General features: G+C 68.6%; 2 protein-coding genes. Both read right to left on the bottom strand.

Translation table 11 applies throughout. The features are described 5' to 3' along the window. The coding region (locus tag ACWELQ_RS43010) for an FAD-binding oxidoreductase (RefSeq protein WP_452402737.1) at window positions 1-1,293 on the bottom strand (1,293 nt) is incomplete at its 3' end. A gap of 223 nt (window positions 1,294-1,516) precedes the next feature. Beyond that, on the bottom strand, window positions 1,517-2,750 hold a 1,234-nt coding region (locus ACWELQ_RS43005), incomplete at its 5' end, for a WD40 repeat domain-containing protein (RefSeq protein WP_452402736.1).

Genomic DNA, 2,750 nt, shown 5'->3' with positions numbered 1-2,750 from the left:
CAGGGATTTATGGCCGTCCAGTTCGGACACTTTGCGCTCGATGGCGCGATTGGCCACACCCTCGGGCTGCCCCGGCACGGTCGGCACCGCCGACCAGAAGCCGACGTTCACGTAGGTGCGGCCCGGCTCCAGCGGGTAGAGCGGCCAGGGGCGCTCGGCCGTGTTCGCGGGATCGTCGCGCAATCGCAAGGGGCACAGCCAGATCGGCTCGATCGGGATCTCGCGCAGGAACCACTCCACGAAGTCCGCGGTCCGTTCCAGCGGCACCTCGATGTCCTGGACCACCCGCTCGCGCGGCGGATTCCCGTGCCGCGCCTCGATCTTGTCGCCGATCGCGTACTTGTGGTCGAGCGCGATGAGCTTCCAGTAGAAGCTGGAGCGCCGGTACTGCTTGGGCCAGAAGCGCCGGATTTTCGGGTTCTGCGCGCCGAAAGCCCGTGAGCACCAGAACCAGTCGGTGTCCCAGCGCCACAGGTAGTCGGCGATGGTCAGCCGATCGCGCTTGGGCTGCTTCGAGTCGTGCTGGATGGACCGGTAGAAGATGTCCATGCCGGTGTAGTCGCTGACCGGGCCGGGCTCGTCGGTCTGGCGGCCCAGCACCAGGTAGCTCTCGTCGGCGGTGAACACCACCCCGTCGAGGTAGTCGACCGCTTCCCCGTCCCAGGCCCGGTCGGCGATGATCTGCCCCATGGCGGCTTCCAGGGCGCGCAGGTCGTGAAATCTGAGGTGCCGCAGCGCGACATACGGCTGAATTTTTTCCAGCTCGATCTTGAGCCGCGTCGAATACCCCAGTGTGCCGTACGAATTGGGGAAGCCGCGGAACAAATCGGCGTGCGCGCCGTCGCGGGTCGCGGTGACGATCTCGCCGGACCCGGTGAGCACGTCGATCTCGAGCACCGACTCGTGTGGCAGGCCGTTGCGGAAGGACGTGGACTCGATGCCCAGCCCGGTGACCGCGCCGCCCAGGGTGATGGTCTTCAACTGCGGCACCACCAGCGGGGCCAGCCCGTGCGCCAGGGTGGTGGCGACCAGATCCTCGTAGGTGGTCATGCCCGCCACGTCGGCGGTGCGGGCCTCCGGGTCCACCGCGATGACCTGCGTCAATCCGGACACGTCGAGTCCCGGCGCGTTGGTTCTCGCCCGCGCCCGGAACAGGTTGGACGTCTTCTTGGCCAGTCGCACATTCGCATCCGGGGGGATGGCTCGGTACGAGGTCAGCAGTCGATCGACCCCGGCGCGATGCGCGGCGAAACCTGATTCGTGTGCGGCCGGTGTGCGGCCGCCGTTCCCCAACAGACTCACTGCCACCTTCGGAAACCTATCGTGCACCGACCGGTACGGCCAGCAGGGGAGCACCGGCGGGGCGGTTTTTCACATACAGTTTGCGTGCGTGTCGGCAGGTTCTACCTGCTTTCCGGCGACGCTATTCCCGGTCTCGCCGTGATTATTCTTACTGGAGCTAACGATTAGGTGTCGATGATCAATTGCGCTGTGTTCTAGGCACAGTCGCGCACGATCACAGCGGATCGTCGGGGTCCACCTGGCAGATCTCGGGCAGATACGGGTCCAGCTCGCCGGGTTCGAAGCGGCACATGCCGATCACGTGCCAGAACTGCCCGGCCGTCAAACCCTCGGTCTTGTAGCGCCCGTCCGGGGTGAAGCTCACCCAGCCCTCGGGCAATCCGAGCAGGGTGGCCCGCGGCTGCGGGGCGGAATCCGGTTCCGCGAGCGACCAGAGCATGATCGAGCCGTCGTTGCCGCCGCTGGCGAGCAGTTGCCCGGCGGGATCGAAAGCCAAGGAGCGCACCCGGTTTCGATGCCCGTGCAGCGTGTGCAGATGCTTGCCCGAGGCGATGTCCCACAGGTGGATCACCAGATCGTCGCCCGCCGTGGCCAGCAGGCCGGAGTCCGCGTCCACCGCCACGCACCACAGCCGCCCGCGGTGCAGGTCCAGCCGGTGCAGCGGCGGCCCACCGGCCACACTCCAGATGCGGACCGTGCCGTCCCAGCAGATCCCGGCCACCCGATCGCCGTGGCAGGCCACCCCGTAGACCCGGTGGCCGCCGGGGCCGCCGTGGCCCTCCGGATCCGACAGGGTGGCGACCAGTTCCCCCGACTCGACCTCCCACACCCGGACCAGGCCGTCGTCGCAGCCGGTGGCCATGCGCGCGCCCGCGGCGTCGAAGGCGATCGAGCGCACCCGTCCGCGGTGATCGGCGCAGACCACGTGCTCGCCGCCGGTCGCGCGGGTCCACAGGGTGACGGTGTCGTCGTCATTGGCGGTGGCGATGAAGCGGGCGGTCGGGTCGTAGGCGATGGCCCAGACCGGGGCCGAGTCGACGGTGATGTCGCGCTCCGCGGTGCCCGCCTCGATATCGAACACCCGCAGCCGTCCGGCATTGCCCACGGTCACCAGCTGACTCGGGGACCGCGGCGAGAAGACCCCCGATTCCAGCGTGATGAGCCCGTCCGAGCTGCCCTCGAGGCGTTGGACCAACCGGCCCGTGGCGGCTTCCCAGATCCGGAGACTGCCGTCGTTGCCGCATCCGGCCAGCAGGCTGCCGTCGGCATTGAACGACACCGCGCGCACGTGGCGGCCGTGACCGTTGAGGGTGTGCAGATTCGCGCCGGTCGCGGGATCCCAGATGCGCAGCGCGAATTGGTCGTCGGCGACGGCGAGCTGGGTGCCGTCCGGCCGGAAGGCGAAGGGCCAGATGGAACCGGTGTGGCCGGTGAGCCGGTGCAGGGGC

It is taken from the genome of Nocardia sp. NPDC004722, from assembly GCF_053601505.1.
This window is presented reverse-complemented; position numbering and strand designations above follow the sequence as displayed.